The organism is Lactobacillus sp. PSON (assembly GCF_052615405.1).
Window position 1 is genome coordinate 85,083 of the sequence record NZ_JBQXFW010000006.1, and the last position, 17,328, is coordinate 102,410.

The window sequence follows — 17,328 nt, forward strand, 5'->3', positions numbered from 1 at the left end:
CGAAGGATTACCTTCGTCCTTTTTGTGTAATTTGAGAAGGAGAACATATGAAAAAATATTTTGAAGTACGTGGTGGTGTTGGTGACCTCACTAAAGCTGATGAACATATAAGAGTACAAGATAATTTATATTTGGCTGTAAACTCCAAATGGCAAAAACAAGCTGTAATTCCAGCTGATAGAACTGAGACTGGTACAAATGCTAAAATTGATATTAAACTTGAAAAGTTAATGATTCAGGATTTTGATAATTTTGCTACTGGCAAGAAAGAACTACCAGAGGTTAAAAATTTTGAAAAAGCTGTTAAATTATATAAACTTGCTCTTGATTTTGATAAACGAAATAAAGAAGCAGCTCAGCCTATTCAAGAAGATTTGAATAAATTAGAAAAAATAGCTGGATTTATTGATTTTAATAAAAATGCGCATAATTTCTATTTTAAGTATTCATTGCCATTTAGCTTTGAAGTAGATGCTGATATGAAGAATACTGATGATAATGTTTTGTATTTTTCAGGACCAGGTACACTTTTACCTGATACTACTAGTTATCTAGATTCGGATGCAGATAAGTTATTAGGTATTTTGAAAACACAAACAATCAAATTATTGACTATGGCGGGGATGTCTGGAGAAGAAGCAACGCATGAAGTTGAGCTAGGTTTAAAATATGATGCTCGTCTTGCAAAAGTTGTCAAATCAACAGAAGAATGGTCGGATTATCCTAAAATGTATAATCCGATAGCCATAGAAGATTTTTTGGCAAAATTTAAGTCTTTTGATATGCAAAGATTTTTAAAGCAAGTTTTACCTGAACTTCCAGAAAAAATAATCATTACTGAACCTCGTTATTTAGATCATATTGATGAATTTGTTAACGAAGATAGTTTTGAAGAGATGAAAGGTTGGATGTTAATCAAGCTCATTAATAGTGCAGCTAATCTTTTATCGCAAGACTTTAGAACAGTAGCATTTTCATATCGTCAAGCAATTACCGGTGCTAATGAATTGCCAAATGCCCAAAAGCATGCATATCGTTTAGCAGATGGAGTATTTGATGAAGTTGATGGAATTTATTATGGAAAAACTTACTTTGGTAAAGCAGCCAAAGAAGATGTTACTAATATGATTCATACGATGATTAATGTGTATGAAAATCGTATAAAAAATAATACTTGGCTTTCAGAAAGTACTAAGAAAAAAGCAATTATTAAATTAAATTCTTTAGTTTTAAAAATTGGTTATCCTGAAAAACAAGAAAAAATATATGATCTTCTCCAAGTCTATCTTGATAAAAGTTTATATGAAAATATGTCACTGATTTCTGAAACTGAAATCAAGTATAATTTTGCTAAGTTAACTTCTAAAGTTGACCGTTCAGTTTGGTTGATGCCAGCAAATATGAATAATGCTTGTTATGATCCTCAAAGAAATGATATTACTTTTCCTGCAGGAATTTTACAAGCGCCATTTTATAGTTTGAAGCAAACTCGTGCTGAAAATTATGGTGGTATCGGTGCAACGATTGCTCATGAAATTTCACATGCGTTTGATAATAATGGGGCTCAATTTGATGAAAAAGGCAATATGAACAATTGGTGGAGTAAAGAAGACTTTAACGAGTTTGAAAAACGCACCCAAAAAGCAATTGATATTTATGATGGTTTACAATATGGACCAAGTAAATTGAATGGTAAGCAAATTGTTGCCGAAAATATTGCAGATTTAGGTGGATTAACTTGTGCGATTCAATCATGCAAGATTGAAAAAGGGGATTTAAGTCAATTATTTGAAAACTATGCCAAATCTTGGGCTCAAATTCAGCGTCCTGAAGCAATTAAAACTGAAATTGCAGTAGATGTTCATGCTCCGCAACCAACTCGAGTAAATATTCCAGCCCAGTGTCAAGATGAATTTTATGAAGTTTTCAATGTTAAAGAAACTGATGGAATGTGGCTAGAACCAGATAAGAGAGTCACTATTTGGTAAAAAAATAACGTTAAGCTAGAAAAACTAGTTTAACGTTATTTTTATTTATTTAACATATATTTACGAGTCATTGGTAAGCTTTCACCAGATGGACCTTTAGTTAATAGGTATTGGATAACATCAATGTTTCCAGATTCAAAACTTGCAGCACAAGCTTGTAAGTAAAGGTCCCACATGCGCGTAAAGCGTTCACCCATTTTTTCTTGAATTTGATCACGGGCATTATTGAAATTAGAATCCCAAATTTCAAGTGTTCGTTGATAATGACGACGAAGCATTTCCATATCTGTGATTTGTAAATTGTTTTCTACAATGTCAGTTACAATTTCTGGAAGTCCTGGAATATAGCCACCTGGGAAAATGTATTTATTGATCCAGGCATTAGTTGCACCACCTTGTTGACGAGTAATACCATGGATAAGTGCAATACCATTTGGTTTTAAGTATTTATAGACATCGCTAAAGTATTCACTTAAATTTTCTGGTCCAACATGTTCAAACATTCCAACAGAGGTTACATAATCCCATTGTTCATTACCGAGTTCTCGATAATCTTCAAGCTTAACTGTAGCTACATCTTCTAAGCCTTCATCGTAAATTTTCTTTTGAACTAATTCAAATTGTTCTTCACTTAAAGTTACCCCTGTAACTTTTAGACCGTATTCTTTAGCGGCAGTTAGCATTAATGTTCCCCATCCGCAGCCAATATCTAACAAAGTTTTGCCTTTTTGTGGGTGCAACTTGTTAAGAATATGATGAACTTTAGCAATCTGAGCTTGCTCTAAGTCGTTTTGATTATCATCTTCAAAGTAAGCACAAGAATAAGTTAAAGTTGGGTCAAGCCACATTTTGTAAAAATCATTACCAATATCGTAGTGGCTTTGAACATCTTCTTCACTTTGCTTTTCAGTATGTTTTTGTTTAGGTAAGAACTTTCTGAATTTTGATGATCTCATGAAACTATCAGCACTTTGATAAGCGCCCATGATTATTTTTTGAATAGCTCTTTCATCACCGGTAATTTCAATTTTTTTGTCCATGTAACCTTCACCAAGGGCTAAGGAAGCATTTTTGGTAATATCTGTTACTGGAATTTTTTCGTTAAAAATGATTTCAACATCAGGTTCGCCGTTACCGTAAACTTCACTTTTTCCATCCCAATAAGTTACTTTAACTGGGAATGGAAAGGATTTACTGAGCATCATTTTGTAAAATGGTTTTTCCAACAAGTTAGTTCCCTCCAATATATAAGCTAACACTTAATTTTAACACTCCTAAAATTAACTGGCTGAATAATTTTAAGAAAAAATAAAAATAAGCTAAGTTTTTGACTTAGCTTATTTTGCTACATAATGGAAGTTAGGATTTTGTTCTTTATCAAGCTTATCCCATGCTTCTTGCATTTTTTTATCATATTTTGCTTGATTTTCTTTAGTCATTTTAACTTTGCGGTCAATGTAAATTGGCTCACCAAAACAAACATTAAGTGGCTTTCGTTTTAAAAGTCCCTTAAAAGTAAGAGGACCTTGATAGACTACAGGAACTAAAGGCTTACCAGACATTTTAGCAATTAATAGCGCGCCGCCTTTTAATTCACTGGAGTGGCGAGTTCCAGATGGAAAAATGATTAATGACAATTTTCCCTGTTTTAATCCTTTAACTGGAATTTTTAGAGCAGATGGACCAGGATTTTTGCGGTCAACTGGAAAAGCATGAGCATGTTTTAAAATAAAACGTAAAACTGGATTTTTGAATAATTCAATTTTAGCCATAAACATGAACTCCATAGGACTAGCTGCTAATGCGAATAAAATTGGTTCCCACCATGTGCGGTGTGGAGCAACTAAAATATAATTTCCTTCAGGAATACGATCTTTATGATGAACGTGCAAATGACCATTTAATACCCAAACAATGAATCTAACTATTGGTCGAATAAAACGATAAAACATATTTTCCCTCCAAGTTGTTGTATGCTATTATAGCAGATATTTAGAAAGGATAAAATTTTTCATGGTCGAATTGAAAAATAATGAGCGAATTGATTATTTATATAGCGATGATATGAAAATCATTCAAGATAAGACTGCTTTTAGTGCTACGCTTGATACTTTATTTTTAGCACATTTTGCTAAAAACTTGATTCGTGATCGCTTTAAAGTGGCTGATCTTTGTTCTGGTAACTGCGCTGCAACAATGTATATGGCTTATTTTAATAGAGCAAAATATGATGCAGTAGAAATTCAAGAAGAGGCTTATTCACAAGCTGTGAGGTCAATTGAGCTTAATCATATGGAAAATAGGATTCAAGTTCATAAAAATAATGTAAAGCAGGCTCCAACTTTTTTACGAAAAGATAGTTATGATATGGTAGTAGTTAATCCACCATACTTTAAAGTTCCAAAGGGACATGAAGTAAATCCTGATAAGAAAAAGGCAATTGCAAGACATGAAATTTTGATTAATTTAGAAGAAATTATTGAGGTAGCGAGCGCTCTTTTAAAGATGAAAGGGAAAATGATAATGGTTCATCGTCCAGAGCGTTTAAGTGAAATAACTTACTATTGTATGAAACATGACTTAAGTATAAAAACAATTCAACCATTCGTATCCCATAGAGGGGAAGATAGTAATCTAGTGATTGTTGAAGCTGTAAAACATACTGCTTTTGATGGAACTGTATTAAAAGATGCAATTGAAGTTCATGATAAAGATGGTCATTTTTTACCAAATATTCAAAGAATTATTATAGAAAGTGAAGAAGACCGTAAAAAGCATCAAGAACAAGGGAAATATTATTTTTATGTATTATTATGCAATGATGGCAGTTTTTATGGCGGTTTTACTAATGATTTGGAGCATCGTTTGAAAATGCATAATCTTGGAAAAGGTGCAAAATATACTAAAACTCGCAGACCAGTAAAAATGATTTATCACGAAGAGTTTGATGATAAAAGTTTAGCTTTAAAAAGAGAATATTGGTTTAAGCATCATAATAGAGAATGGAAAGAAAAGTTTTTAAAAGAACATAATGTAGAATATTAAGTTTTTCTTGCAAAAATCACTTAAATTTAGTATCATGTTCAGGTGTGCTAACCGCACTTAAAAAACACATCAAGAGCGATCGGTATATGGTGCCTTTGAAGAAGGTCAATGCCGAAATGAACGCTTGAGAGGATTAAAACCATAGGAGGATTTTATTTATGTCAGTTGTATCTATGAAGCAATTGCTTGAAGCTGGTGTACACTTTGGTCACCAAACCCGTCGTTGGAACCCTAAGATGGCTCCTTACATTTTTACTCAAAGAAATGGTATCTACATCATTGATCTTCAAAAGACTATCAAGATGTTAGATGATGCTTACAACTTCATGAAGGCTGTAGCACAAGACGGTGGCGTATTCTTATTCGTTGGTACTAAGAAGCAAGCTCAAGATTCAATTGCTGAAGAAGCAACCCGTGCAGGTCAATACTACGTTAACCAACGTTGGTTAGGTGGTACTTTGACTAACTGGACTACTATCCAAAGTCGTGTTAAGAGATTAAAGCAATTGAAGGAAATGTCACAAGATGGCACTTTCGATGTACTTCCAAAGAAGGAAGTTGCACTTTTAACTAAGGAAATGGACAAGCTTGAAAGATTCTTAGGTGGTATCGAAGATATGCCTAGAATTCCAGATGTTATGTTCGTAGTAGATCCTAAGAAGGAAAAGATTGCTGTTCACGAAGCTAACATTTTAGGTATTCCAGTTGTTGCAATGGTTGACACTAACACTGATCCAGACCCAATCGACGTAGTTATCCCTTCAAACGATGATGCTATTCGTGCTATTCGTTTGATTGCTGGTGCTATGGCTGATGCCATTATCGAAGGTCAACAAGGTCAAGATGATGGTGAAACTCTTGAAGTTGACTTTAAAGAAAACGCAGACGGTTCAGAAGAAATCGCTAGCGCTGAAGAACACGACGAAGACTAGTTTTTACTATTAGTTCCATTAGGAGGACTCAATAATGGCACAAATTACTGCAAAACAAGTTAAAGATTTACGTGAACGTACTGGTGCAGGTGTTATGGATGCCAAGAAAGCATTAGTAGAAGTTGACGGTGACATGGACAAGGCAGTTCAATACCTTCGTGATAAAGGTATGGCTAAGGCTGCTAAGAAGGCTGACCGCGTTGCAGCTGAAGGCTTAACTGGTGTTTACGTTGATGGTAATGCAGCAGCTATTACTGAAGTTAACTCAGAAACTGACTTCGTTTCTCAAAACGACAAGTTTGTTAACTTGGTAAATGAAGCTACTAAGACCATTGCTGAAGGTAAGCCTGCTGACATGGAAGCAGCTCAAGAATTAAAGATGGCTGATGGTACTACTTTAGCTCAAACTTTTGTTAACGCTACTGCAACCATTGGTGAAAAGATTGATTTACGTCGTTTCGCTTTAGAAGAAAAGACTGATGATCAAGAATTTGGTGCTTACCAACACAATGGTGGCCAAATTGGTGTTATTACTGTTTTAGAAGGTGCTGATGCAGCAACTGCTAAGCACTTAGCAATGCACATCGCAGCTATGAGTCCTAAGGTTATTTCACCTGACGAATTGAGCGATGATTTTATTGCTGATCAATTGGCTCAAATGAACCACAAGATTGACCAAGACAATGAAAGTCGTGCATTGGTAAACAAGAAGCCATTACCACACCTTGTTTACGGTTCAGAAAAGCAATTAACTGATGATATTTTAGCTAAGGCTAAGGAAGACATCAAGGCTGAACTTAAAGAAGAAGGTAAGCCAGAAAAGATCTGGGACAAGATTATTCCTGGTAAGATGCAACGCTTCATTGATGATAATACTCAAGTTGATAAGCAATTTGCAGTTTTATCACAAAACTACATTATGGACGACAGCAAGACTGTTGGTGAATTCTTGAAGGAAAACGGTGCTAAGTTAGTTGCTTTCCAACGTTACGAAGTTGGTGAAGGTATCGAAAAGAAGCAAGAAGACTTTGCTGCTGAAGTACGTGAACAAATGAAGTAATTTCATTGTTTTAATTTAAAAAAAGAGGAGGAAAGCATTTCTTCCTCTTTTTTTATAGATTTTTTATCTTCTATCGTTCTAAATAGGGCATTGAAGTTGTTTCTATGGTAAAATGATTAAAGCTATAAGGAGGTTCATTATGAGTCAAGTTAAATATAAACGTATTATTTTAAAAATCTCAGGTGAAGCATTGGCCGGAGATAAAGGTACAGGAATTGATCCTACGGTTATTGGTCATTTAGCAAAAGAAATTAAATCAGTTCATGATTTAGGTGTTGAAATTGGTATCGTTTGCGGTGGCGGTAATATGTGGCGTGGTGAAACTGGCGCTAAGCTTGGAATGGAACGAGCACAAGCAGACTATATGGGTATGCTTGCTACTATTATGAATGGTTTGGCACTTCAAGATGGATTAGAACATGAAGGAGTTCCAACTCGTGTTCAAACATCAATTGAAATGCGTCAAGTTGCTGAACCTTATATTAGAAGAAAAGCAATTCGTCATTTAGAAAAGGGTCGTGTAGTAATTTTTGGTGGTGGTACTGGAAATCCTTACTTCTCAACAGACACTACTGCTGCTCTTCGCGCTGCTGAAATCAATGCAGATGTAATTTTAATGGCGAAAAATGGTGTTGACGGTGTTTACTCAGCAGATCCTAAACTTGATCCAAATGCAACTAAGTATGATGAATTAACCCAACTTGATGTTATTGCTAAGAACTTAAAAGTTATGGATAGAACTGCAAGTTCATTATCAATGGATACTGATATTCCTTTAATTGTATTTAACGTTAATACAGAAGGTAATATCAAGAAAGTTGTAATGGGTGAAAATATCGGTACTGTTATTGAAGGTGGTAAAAATGAATAACGAAACAATTACAAAAGCAAAAGAAAATATGGAGAAGTCAATTAAAGTTTATCAAAAGAACTTGGCTTCTATTCGTGCAGGTGTAGCTAACGCATCTCTTCTTGAAGGAATTAAAGTAGATTATTACGGTGCACCAACTCCTCTTACTCAAATGTCTAGTGTAACTATTCCAGAACCACGTGTTTTATTAGTTACTCCATATGATCAAAATAGTTTGGATGATATTGAACATGCAATTTTAGCATCTAATATTGGTCTTACTCCAGCAAATGATGGTAAGGTAATTCGTTTAGTAATTCCTCAACTTACTGGTGAGAGACGTGAAGAAATTGCCAAGGAAGTTGGAAAGATTGCTGAAGAAGCTAAGATTGCTGTTCGTAATGTTCGTCGTGATGCTATGAATAGCTTGAAAAAGCAACAAAAAGATGATGAAATTACTGAGGATGAACAACGTAATTTAGAAAAGCAAGTTCAAAAAGTAACTGACGATGCTACTAAGGAAATTGATAAACTTGCGGATGAAAAGCGTAAAGAAATTACTCAAGGTTAAAAATGAGTAAAAAAAAGAATGAATTAAATCATCTTGCCATTATTATGGATGGTAATGGTCGTTGGGCTAAGAAAAAGCATAAACCACGTTTTGTGGGACACCGTGAAGGAATGGATAATGTTGAACGAATTACTTTAGCTGCTAACAAGCTAGGAATTAAGGTTTTAACATTGTACGCATTTTCAACAGAAAATTGGGCACGTCCTAAAGAAGAAGTTGCTTATTTGATGAATCTTCCGGTACGTTTTTTCGATAAGTTTATGCCCACTTTGATGAAGAATAATGTCAAAGTAAATATTATGGGCTATTTAGATGAATTACCTAAGAAAACTTATGATGTTGTTCAACGTGCTATGGCTGAAACAGCTAATAATACTGGAATAATTTTAAATTTTGCTTTCAATTATGGAGCACGTAAAGAAATAACAAGTGCAATGAAAGAATTAGGCAAGTTAATTGAAAGCGGAGATTTAAATAGTTCAGAAATTACTGAATCTATGATTTCTGAGCATTTAATGACAGGAGATTTTGGTGAATACCAAGATCCTGATTTATTGATTAGAACTTCCGGTGAACAAAGAATTTCTAATTTTCTTTTATGGCAATTAGCTTATTCTGAATTAGCTTTTAGTGATAAAAACTGGCCAGACTTTACCGCAAGTGATTTAAAAGAATTTGTAGAAGAATTTCAAAATCGTAATCGTCGATTTGGAAAAGTGGATGAATCAGATAGTTAGATAAGAGTATTTATGAAACAACGTGTAATTACAGCAGTTATTGCTTTATGTTTATTTATTCCAATTGTTCTTTTAGGTGGACTTTGGATGGATTGGCTGACAGTATTATTTGCTGCAGTCGGAATTAGCGAAATCTTTTTAATGAAAAAGCAGATTTTAGTTTCTGTTGATTTCGTATTAGCATTGCTTGCTACTTTAACCATGACCGTTCCAGATGCATTTTTCAAAACAATGCCATGGGGCTGGAATAAGATGGGAATTTTTTATGCATTAGTAATGTTGCTATTAACTTGGACAGTATTGTCTAAGAATAAAACAACATTTGATGATGCAGGTGTTTATACTTTAGCTGCACTTTATATCGGAACTGGTTTTCACTATATGGCAGCTATTAGAAGTGACCACAATGGTTTAGCATTACTTTGCTATGTATTTGTTGTTGTATGGTCAACTGATATTGGTGCTTACATGATTGGTCGTAAGATTGGTAAGCATAAACTGTGGCCAGTAATTAGTCCTAACAAGACTTGGGAAGGTTCAATTGGTGCAGTAATTTGTGCACTTATTTGTTCAGCTATTTATGTTGCGTTTGTAAATGTGGGTTATCCACAAATTCAAATGATTGTTATGGCTTTCTTCTTGTCAATTGTTGGACAAATGGGTGATCTTGTAGAATCAGCATATAAGCGATTTTATGGAGTTAAAGATTCCGGTAAAATTTTGCCAGGACATGGTGGTATTTTAGATCGTTTTGATAGTATGCTTTTCGTTTTACCTGTTGTTGCAGCAATGTTAGGTATTGTTCATTAGGAGATATCTATTGAAAGGTATACTGATCTTTTTAGTTGTTTTTGGGTTGCTCGTATTCGTTCATGAATTCGGGCATTTTATCGTAGCAAAAAAGTCAGGTATTCTTGTTAGAGAATTTTCTATTGGGATGGGTCCAAAACTTTTTCAAATTAGAAGAAATCCAACTACTTACACTATTAGATGGCTTCCTTTAGGAGGGTATGTAAGATTAGCTGGAAGTGATGATGAAAGTAAGTTAGACCCAGGGATGACTGTTATTGTTCAGTTAAATGACAAAAATGAAGTGGTTAGAATTGATGCTTCTGAGTCTGATTTACCAATAGAAGGGATTCCAATTCAAGTAACTAAAGCTGATTTAGTTGATGCGTTAATAATTAGTGGATATGAAAATGGGGATGAAAATAAACCTGTTACTTATCATGTAAACCATGATGCAACTATTATTGATAAAAATAAAACTGAGTTAGTTATTGCACCTCGCGATACACAATTTCAACAAGCTAATGTTTGGCAAAAATTAGCAACTAATTTTGCTGGACCGTTTATGAATATTGTTTTAGGATTTGTGGTATTTTTAATTTGGACATTTACAATTCCTGGTCCAGCTACCACTACGATTGCAAAGGTTGCTAATAATTCACCAGCCCAATCAGCAAAAATTCAAAAAAATGATAAAATAGTTGCTATTAATGGCAAAAAAGTGAATAGTTTTGAGAATATTTCTGAACAAATTGATCAAAGTAAAGGTAAAAAATTAAATATTCAGCTTGAACGTAATGGTAAAATTAAAAATGTTACTTTAAAACCTCAAGAAAAAACTATTCAAAAACAAAAAATATATCAAATAGGTATTGTTGCTCAAAGCGATAATAGTTTACTAGCTAAATTAAGTAGAGGATGGCATACAGCAGTATCTACTACTGGAATGATATTTAATGCAGTAGGTAACTTGTTTAGTCACTTTAGTTTAAATAAATTATCAGGTCCAGTTGGGATTTATTCTCAAACTTCTCAAGTTTCAAATATGGGATTTAGTTATATTTTGGCATTTTTAGCTATGATTTCTATTAATTTAGGAATTGTTAACTTAATCCCGATTCCGGGTTTAGATGGTGGTAAACTATTATTGAACTTAATTCAATTAGTGCGTGGAAAGCCAATTTCTGAAGACCATGAAGCAATTGTGGAATTAGTTGGTTTTGCATTGTTGCTTATATTGATTATTGCAGTTACTGGTAACGATATTTATCGCTACTTTATTAAATAATTTAGGAGATAAAAATGCGTCAATCAAAGTTTTTTATGCCGACTTTAAAAGAAGCACCTGCTGATGCAGTGGCTGAAAGTCATAAATTAATGATTAGAGGAGGCTACATTCGCCAAGTTACTGCTGGTGTATATGCATATTTGCCATTAGGATATCGTGTTTTGCGTAAAGCTGAAGCAATCATTGAACAAGAAATGGATAATATTAATGTCCCTGAAATGATTATGCCTCATCTTTTGCCTGCTACTTTATGGCAAGAATCTGGTCGTTATGAAAAGTACGGTGCAGAAATGTTTAAGCTTCAAGATCGTCATGGTCGTGAAAGTTTACTTGGACCTACACATGAAGAAACTTTTACTGAAATTATTGCTAAGAATTTGAAGAGTTATAAGCAAATGCCATTAGCTCTTTACCAAATTCAAACAAAGTTCCGTGATGAAAATCGTCCTCGTTTTGGTCTTCTTCGTGGACGTGAATTTGTAATGCTTGATGGTTATAGTTTTGCGGCTACTCGTGAACAATTAGATGAACAATTTGAAGATCAAAAAGGTGCTTATAAGCGTATTTTTGCTCGTGCTGGTGTAACTGTTCACCCAGTAATTGCTGATTCAGGTACAATGGGTGGTAAAAATTCAACAGAATTTCAAGCTCCTGCTGCAATTGGTGAAGACACTATTGCAACTAATGAAAAAGGTACTTATGCTGCTAACTTGGAAATGGCAAAAAGTATTGATACTTTTAAGCAAGAAGCAGAAGAGCTCAAAGATATGGAAAAGGTAGCAACTCCAGATTGCGATTCAATTGAAAAATTAGCTAAGTTCTTAAATGTTCCTGCTACTAGAATTGTTAAAAGCATTTTGTTTATTGCAGATGATCAAAAGGTATTAGTATTAATTCGTGGTGATAAACAAATTAATGAAGTAAAGCTTGGACATATTTTGGATGCAAATGAAGTTCATGAAGCAAATGCTGATGAATTAGAATCAATTACTGGTTCTAGAAAAGGTGGCGTTGGTCCTGTTAATGCTGATTGGGCTGATAAAATTATTGCTGATGAAACAGTTAAGGATCTTTACAATGTAGTAGTTGGAGCTAATGAAACTGATTTCCAATTCCAAAATGCTAATTTAGATCGTGATTTTAAAGTAGATGAATTTGCAGACATTAGAACCGCTAATGAAGGTGAACCTGATCCAGTAGATCATTTGCCACTTAAATTTACTACTTCAATTGAAGTGGGTCACATTTTTAAGCTTGGTACTTACTACACTGATACTATGGGAGCTGACTTCTTAGATCAAAATGGAAAAGCAAAACCAGTTATCATGGGTTCATATGGTATTGGTGTAACTCGTATGTTATCAGCAGCTGTTGAACAGCACTTGACTGAACGCGGAGTTGCATGGCCTAAGGAAATTGCTCCATTTGAAGTTCATCTTATTCAAATGAAGATGAAAGATGAAGTTCAAACGGAATTAGCTGAAAAACTTGAAAAAGAATTATCAGCTAAATATGACGTTCTATACGATGATCGTAATGAACGTCCGGGCGTTAAATTTAATGATGCGGACTTAGTAGGTGCCCCAGTAAGAATTACTGTAGGTCGCGGTGCTAAAGATGGTATGGTTGAAGTTAAGCGTCCGCTTGATGAAAAAGCAACTGAGATTTCAGTTGATGAATTAAATGAATTTGTAAATAAAGAGTTAGGATAGGTTTTTCGTGACAAATAAAAACGAGTTATTCTTAAAACTTTTAAAGCAAATTAATTTTCCTGATCAATTTGAGGATAATGAATTACTTCAAAAAGGGGAAATTGAGAACGTGGATGTGTACGCTAAAAAACATAAGTGGGATATCCACGTTTTTTTTGCTACACCGTTAAAATATGATACGTATGTTGCTTTAAATAAAGCAATAAAAGAAACTTTTACAGGTTTTGTTGATACTGAATTAATTATTCGTACAGGTAATGGCTCAGATGAGTATCTTTTAGATTATTGGCATTATGCGGTTCAAAATTCTAATGTATTACAGCTTGTAGCCCGCGAATTTTTAGCTGATAAAAAGCCCAAAAAAGTTGATGGTCGTTGGATTATTCCAGTTGATAATTCAATAATTGATAACATGATTGAGCAAAAAGCTTTAGATGATTTAGCAGAGGAAATGCGTAAGTATGGATTCTTTAATCTGAAGTTTATTACTGAATTTGATCAAACTAGTTCACAAAACAATTTGGAAAGCTTGCAACAATTACAAGAAGAGCATGAAAAAAATATGCAGCAAGCTTATGCAACTGCTCCTGAAAAAACTAAGCCACAACCAGCTAAGAAATATCCTACTAAGAAGACTAGTTATGGTAATCGCAAACTTGATGAAAGCATCCCTGTTACTCAAATTAAAAATGTTGAAGATGGAAGTCGCAATGTTGTAATTGAGGGAAATGTTTTTAATATTGAAAGTCGTGAATTAAAGTCTGGTGCGGTTATTTTTACTGGTGAAATTACTGACTATAGTGATTCAATTGCGTTTAAGAAATTTGTTTCAAATAAAGAGCAAATTGAAAAAATGTCTGAAATTAAGCCAGGAACTTGGGCAAAAATGCAGGGCTCTGCTGCTGATGACCAATGGGAACATGATGTAGTCTTTACTATTAATGCATTCGAGACTGTAGAGCATAAAGGACGACAAGAAAAGTATGAAGGTGATCAAAAGCGAGTTGAACTTCACTTACATACCAACATGAGTCAACTTGATGCCACTAATACTGCTTCTGATTTTATTAATGCTGCTAAAAAGTTTGGTCAAAAAGCAATTGCAATTACAGATCATGGTGATGTACAAGCCTTTCCTGAAGCATATAGTGCTGGAAAAAAGAATGATATAAAGATTTTATATGGTTTGGAAGCTAATATGATTGATGATCATGCATTATTAGTTTTAAATCCAGCAGAAATGAAGTATGAAGATCAAGAATTTGTTATTTTTGACGTTGAAACTACAGGATTGTCTTCAGTTTATGATACTATCATTGAAATTGGAGCTGTAAAAATGAAGAATGGAGAAGTAATTGATAGATTTGATGAATTTATCAATCCTCACCATCCTTTAAGTGAGCAGACGATTAATTTAACTTCAATTACTGATGAAATGGTTAGCGAAGCTGATGATGAAGAAGAGGTAATTAAGCGTTTCAAAGAATTTTATGGCAACGATCCACTTTGTGGACATAATGTTCAATTTGATGTGGGTTTCATTAATGCTGCTTTGAAAAGAGCCAAGATGGATGAAATTACTCAGCCAGTAGTAGATACACTTGAAGTTTCAAGACTTTTACATCCTGAGCAAACACGTCATACTCTAGATTCTCTTGCCAAAAAATATAATGTTGTTTTGGAGCACCATCACAGAGCAAACCAAGATGCAGAAGCAACTGGATATTTAATGTTTAAGTTGTTAGATGCATTTTATGACCGCTTCCATGAAGATGATTTAGGTAAAATGAACGATTATGCTGAACAAGGACAAGTTTATAAACGTGCTCGTCCATCACATATGACTGTTTTGGCTAAAAATCAAGCTGGATTAAAAAATATGTATGAATTGGTATCAATTGCCAGCACTACAGATTTTTATCGTATTCCAAGAACGCCTAAATCAGATTTGCGTCGCTTGCATAAAGGGCTTTTATATGGTTCTGGTTGTGCTCAGGGTGATGTTTTTGTAGCCATGATGCAAAAAGGATATGATGAAGCACGTAAGAAGGCAAAGTTTTATGATTTCCTTGAAATTCAACCTCCAGCAGCCTATAAACAAATGATTAAAGACCAACTTATAAAAGATGAGGCTGAACTTGAAGAAATTTTGACTAATATTTATAAATTAGGTAAAGAGTTAAAAAAGCCTGTTGTAGCTACTAGTGATGCTCATTATGTTGATCCTCATGATTCAATTTATAGAACTATTTTGCTATCGGCTCAGCGTAGTAATCCTAATCGTAATAAACCTCAGCCAGATTTACATTTTTATACTACTCAAGAAATGCTTGATGCATTTAAGTTCTTAGGAGAAGAAGCTGCTAAAGAAATTGTAATTACTAATACTAATAAAATTGCTGATTCTTTAGAAAAAATTGCTCCAATTAAAGATGGTTTATATCCGCCACATATTGAAAATGCCGATCAAGAAATGAAAGATTTAACTTTCAATAAAGCATATGAATTATATGGCAAGCCTCTTCCTAAAATTGTTCAAGATAGAATTGATATGGAATTAAATTCTATTATTTCTAATGGATATGCAGTTATTTACTTGATCTCACAGCGTTTAGTAGCTAAGTCAAATAAAGATGGGTATTTGGTAGGTTCTCGTGGTTCTGTTGGATCTAGTTTAGTAGCAACTATGTCAGGTATAACTGAAGTAAATCCTTTAGCACCACATTATAGATGTCCAAAATGTAAATATTCACAATTTTTTGAAAATGGTGAATATGGATCAGGATATGACTTACCAGATAAAGAATGTCCAAAATGTGGAACTAATTTAGTAAAGGATGGTCAAGATATTCCATTTGCAACTTTTTTAGGTTTTCACGGAGATAAAGTTCCTGATATTGATTTGAACTTCTCAGGAGACTATCAACCAGTTGCTCATAACTTTATTCGAGTAATGTTTGGTCCAGATAATTCTTATCGTGCTGGAACGATTGCGACAGTTGCTGATAAGACGGCTTATGGTTATGCTAAACATTATGATGAAGAGCATGAATTAAAATTACGTAATGCTGAATTAGATCGGTTGGCTGCGGGAGTTTCAGGTGTAAAAAGGACTACTGGTCAACACCCGGCAGGAATTGTTGTAGTTCCTGATGATATGGATATTTATGACTTTACCCCTGTTCAATATCCTGCAGATGATTTAGATGCGGCATGGCTGACAACACACTTTGATTTCCATTCAATTCATGATAATATTCTAAAATTTGATATTTTAGGACATGATGACCCTACGATGATTAGAATGTTGCAAGATCTTTCTGGAATTGACCCACTAACTATTCCACCAAATGATCCAGGCGTTATGTCTTTATTTTCAAGTCCAGATATTTTAGGCGTGACTCCAGAACAAATTCAATCAAAAACTGGAACTTTAGGTGTTCCGGAATTTGGAACTAAGTTTGTAAGAGGGATGCTTGAAGAAACTAAACCAACTACATTTTCTGAATTATTACAGATTTCTGGTTTATCCCATGGTACAGATGTATGGTTGGGTAATGCGGAAGAGTTAATTAACAAGGGTACTTGTAGCTTGAAAGATGTTATTGGTTGTCGTGATAACATTATGATGGACTTGATTCACTGGGGAGTTAAACCAGAAGTAGCATTTTCAACTATGGAAAGTGTTCGTCATGGTCGAGGAATTAATGATGATGATATGGCTGTTTTAAGTAAAAATAAGAATATTCCTAAATGGTATATCGAATCATGCTTAAAGATTAAGTACATGTTCCCTAAAGCACACGCTACAGCTTATATTTTGATGGCACTTAGAATTGCTTGGTTTAAGGTTTATTATCCTGAAATTTACTATACTGCTTATTTCTCTGTGCGCGCAGATTTATTTGATTTAGTTGCTATGAGTCATGGGAAAAATACCGTTAAAGCAGCAATGAAAGCTATTCAAAATAGAGGTAATGATGCATCTGCTAAAGAAAAGAGTTTACTTACTGTTTTGGAAATAGCTAATGAATGTATTGAACGTGGCATTAAAATAAAAATGGTTGATGTTAATGAATCAGAAGCTTTGAATTTTAAGATTCTAGATAAGCACACCATTTTAGCTCCTTTCAATGCTGTTCCAGGTTTAGGAGATAATGCAGCTAAGCAAATAGTAGCAGCAAGATCAGAACAAAAGTTTTTATCAAAAGAAGATTTAGCAGTTCGTGGTAAAGTATCACAAACAATTATGGATTATTTTGAAGAAAATGGTGTTTTGGAAGGAATGCCAGATCAAAATCAATTATCTTTATTTTAAATAATGCTTGCTTTTTTTGAAAAAATAGGATAAACATG

General features: G+C 34.0%; 13 protein-coding genes. 11 read left to right on the top strand and 2 right to left on the bottom strand.

Annotation, left to right across the window (positions count from 1 at the left end):
• Positions 1 to 47 precede the first annotated feature (47 nt).
• The gene (locus tag ACTHPI_RS06220) at positions 48 to 1,988 is read left to right on the top strand and encodes a M13 family metallopeptidase (protein WP_445353302.1); all 1,941 of its coding nucleotides are present in this window, start codon (positions 48 to 50) and stop codon (positions 1,986 to 1,988) included.
• A 41-nt stretch (positions 1,989 to 2,029) separates the two neighbouring features.
• Here the strand turns inward: ACTHPI_RS06220 and ACTHPI_RS06225 are convergent, their stop codons facing one another.
• Together ACTHPI_RS06225 and ACTHPI_RS06230 are read right to left on the bottom strand one after the other, a co-directional pair.
• Entirely contained in the window at positions 2,030 to 3,217 is a 1,188-nt protein-coding gene (locus ACTHPI_RS06225) for a class I SAM-dependent methyltransferase (RefSeq protein ID WP_445353303.1), read from the bottom strand.
• A gap of 108 nt (positions 3,218 to 3,325) precedes the next feature.
• Positions 3,326 to 3,940, bottom strand: a complete 615-nt coding sequence (locus ACTHPI_RS06230; protein ID WP_445353304.1) for a lysophospholipid acyltransferase family protein — start codon at positions 3,938 to 3,940, stop codon at positions 3,326 to 3,328.
• A 61-nt stretch (positions 3,941 to 4,001) separates the two neighbouring features.
• Between ACTHPI_RS06230 and ACTHPI_RS06235 the strand changes: the two genes are divergently transcribed.
• The 10 genes from ACTHPI_RS06235 to ACTHPI_RS06280 all read left to right on the top strand — a co-directional run bounded on the left by ACTHPI_RS06235 (position 4,002) and on the right by ACTHPI_RS06280 (position 17,290).
• Positions 4,002 to 5,033: a GIY-YIG nuclease family protein gene (locus ACTHPI_RS06235; protein WP_445353305.1), complete on the top strand. Its 1,032-nt coding sequence runs from the start codon at positions 4,002 to 4,004 to the stop codon at positions 5,031 to 5,033.
• Positions 5,034 to 5,191: 158 nt separating this feature from the next.
• The gene (gene rpsB, locus ACTHPI_RS06240; RefSeq protein ID WP_144355431.1) at positions 5,192 to 5,965 is read left to right on the top strand and encodes a 30S ribosomal protein S2; all 774 of its coding nucleotides are present in this window, start codon (positions 5,192 to 5,194) and stop codon (positions 5,963 to 5,965) included.
• 34 nt (positions 5,966 to 5,999) lie between these two features.
• Positions 6,000 to 7,025: a translation elongation factor Ts gene (gene tsf / locus ACTHPI_RS06245; RefSeq protein WP_445353306.1), complete on the top strand. Its 1,026-nt coding sequence runs from the start codon at positions 6,000 to 6,002 to the stop codon at positions 7,023 to 7,025.
• Between the two features lie 139 nt (positions 7,026 to 7,164).
• On the top strand, positions 7,165 to 7,896 hold the full coding sequence (pyrH, locus tag ACTHPI_RS06250; protein WP_445353307.1) for a UMP kinase: 732 nt from the start codon (positions 7,165 to 7,167) through the stop codon (positions 7,894 to 7,896).
• Positions 7,889 to 8,446, top strand: a complete 558-nt coding sequence (gene frr / locus ACTHPI_RS06255) for a ribosome recycling factor (RefSeq protein WP_445353308.1) — start codon at positions 7,889 to 7,891, stop codon at positions 8,444 to 8,446. The genes pyrH and frr overlap by 8 nt, the downstream gene beginning before the upstream one ends.
• A gap of 2 nt (positions 8,447 to 8,448) precedes the next feature.
• Entirely contained in the window at positions 8,449 to 9,183 is a 735-nt protein-coding gene (locus tag ACTHPI_RS06260; RefSeq protein WP_445353309.1) for an isoprenyl transferase, read from the top strand.
• 12 nt (positions 9,184 to 9,195) lie between these two features.
• Positions 9,196 to 9,993: a phosphatidate cytidylyltransferase gene (locus tag ACTHPI_RS06265; protein ID WP_445353310.1), complete on the top strand. Its 798-nt coding sequence runs from the start codon at positions 9,196 to 9,198 to the stop codon at positions 9,991 to 9,993.
• A 10-nt stretch (positions 9,994 to 10,003) separates the two neighbouring features.
• A complete protein-coding gene (gene rseP / locus ACTHPI_RS06270; protein WP_445353311.1) occupies positions 10,004 to 11,260 on the top strand; it encodes an RIP metalloprotease RseP in 1,257 nt (418 codons plus the stop codon).
• 14 nt (positions 11,261 to 11,274) lie between these two features.
• A complete protein-coding gene (locus ACTHPI_RS06275; protein WP_445353312.1) occupies positions 11,275 to 12,972 on the top strand; it encodes a proline--tRNA ligase in 1,698 nt (565 codons plus the stop codon).
• A gap of 7 nt (positions 12,973 to 12,979) precedes the next feature.
• Positions 12,980 to 17,290, top strand: coding sequence for a PolC-type DNA polymerase III (locus tag ACTHPI_RS06280; RefSeq protein WP_445353313.1), 4,311 nt, complete (start codon positions 12,980 to 12,982; stop codon positions 17,288 to 17,290).
• Positions 17,291 to 17,328 lie beyond the last annotated feature (38 nt).

Coding starts and splice junctions, on each gene's coding strand:
- ACTHPI_RS06220 (WP_445353302.1), top strand. CDS start 48: ATGAAAAAATATTTTGAAGTACGTGGTGGTGTTGGTGACCTCACTAAA.
- ACTHPI_RS06235 (WP_445353305.1), top strand. CDS start 4,002: ATGGTCGAATTGAAAAATAATGAGCGAATTGATTATTTATATAGCGAT.
- frr (WP_445353308.1), top strand. CDS start 7,889: ATGAATAACGAAACAATTACAAAAGCAAAAGAAAATATGGAGAAGTCA.
- ACTHPI_RS06265 (WP_445353310.1), top strand. CDS start 9,196: ATGAAACAACGTGTAATTACAGCAGTTATTGCTTTATGTTTATTTATT.
- ACTHPI_RS06260 (WP_445353309.1), top strand. CDS start 8,449: ATGAGTAAAAAAAAGAATGAATTAAATCATCTTGCCATTATTATGGAT.
- pyrH (WP_445353307.1), top strand. CDS start 7,165: ATGAGTCAAGTTAAATATAAACGTATTATTTTAAAAATCTCAGGTGAA.
- rpsB (WP_144355431.1), top strand. CDS start 5,192: ATGTCAGTTGTATCTATGAAGCAATTGCTTGAAGCTGGTGTACACTTT.
- tsf (WP_445353306.1), top strand. CDS start 6,000: ATGGCACAAATTACTGCAAAACAAGTTAAAGATTTACGTGAACGTACT.
- ACTHPI_RS06275 (WP_445353312.1), top strand. CDS start 11,275: ATGCGTCAATCAAAGTTTTTTATGCCGACTTTAAAAGAAGCACCTGCT.
- ACTHPI_RS06230 (WP_445353304.1), bottom strand. CDS start 3,940: ATGTTTTATCGTTTTATTCGACCAATAGTTAGATTCATTGTTTGGGTA.